Source organism: Paenalcaligenes sp. Me52, assembly GCF_050487965.1.
Taxonomy (GTDB): domain Bacteria; phylum Pseudomonadota; class Gammaproteobacteria; order Burkholderiales; family Burkholderiaceae_B; genus Paenalcaligenes.
Window position 1 is genome coordinate 1 of sequence record NZ_JBKQFO010000034.1, and the last position, 632, is coordinate 632.

2 protein-coding genes are annotated in these 632 nt (G+C 47.8%); one reads left to right on the forward strand and one right to left on the reverse strand.

Annotated features, from left to right (window positions below; translation table 11 throughout):
- The first annotated feature begins 108 nt into the window (after nt 1-108).
- Nucleotides 109-456 carry an HNH nuclease YajD gene (gene yajD / locus ACLO87_RS16815; protein ID WP_000974813.1) on the forward strand — a complete coding sequence of 116 codons (348 nt, stop codon included), beginning with the start codon at nt 109-111 and terminating at the stop codon, nt 454-456.
- 38 nt (nt 457-494) lie between these two features.
- Here the strand turns inward: yajD and ACLO87_RS16820 are convergent.
- Nucleotides 495-632: triose-phosphate isomerase (locus ACLO87_RS16820; protein ID WP_430224348.1), on the reverse strand; the 138-nt coding region annotated here is incomplete at its 5' end.

Consider the following 632-nt stretch of genomic DNA (forward strand, 5'->3'; position numbering starts at 1 on the left):
AAATCCCGGTCAGAAGATCGGGATTTTTTTTGATGTAAGGTGATTGCGAAAATCCCCGCATCTTGGGAAACTGCGCGTAACCCTACATTTCATCCAGGTAACTTTTTCATGGCTATCATCCCAAAAAACTATGCGCGGTTAGAAAGCGGCTATCGCGAAAAAGCATTAAAAATCTATCCGTGGGTCTGCGGTCGCTGTTCCCGCGAGTTTGTTTATTCCAACCTGCGTGAACTTACCGTTCACCACATTGATCACGACCATACTAATAACCCGGAAGATGGCAGTAACTGGGAATTACTTTGTCTCTATTGCCACGATCATGAGCATTCGAAATACACCGAAGCGGATCAGTATGGTACGACCGTTATCGCAGGGGAAGATGCGCAGAAAGATGTCGGTGAAGCGAAGTACAACCCATTCGCTGATTTGAAAGCGATGATGAACAAGAAGAAGTGATAAAAAATGCCGGATATGAAATCCGGCACCTGTCAGACTTAAGCCTGTTTAGCCGCTTCTGCAGCTTTAACGATCACGGCGAAAGCGTCAGCTTTCAGAGAAGCACCGCCACCCAGCGCGCCGTCGATGTCTGGCTGAGCAAACAGTTCTGCAGCGTTAGACGCGTTTACAGAGCC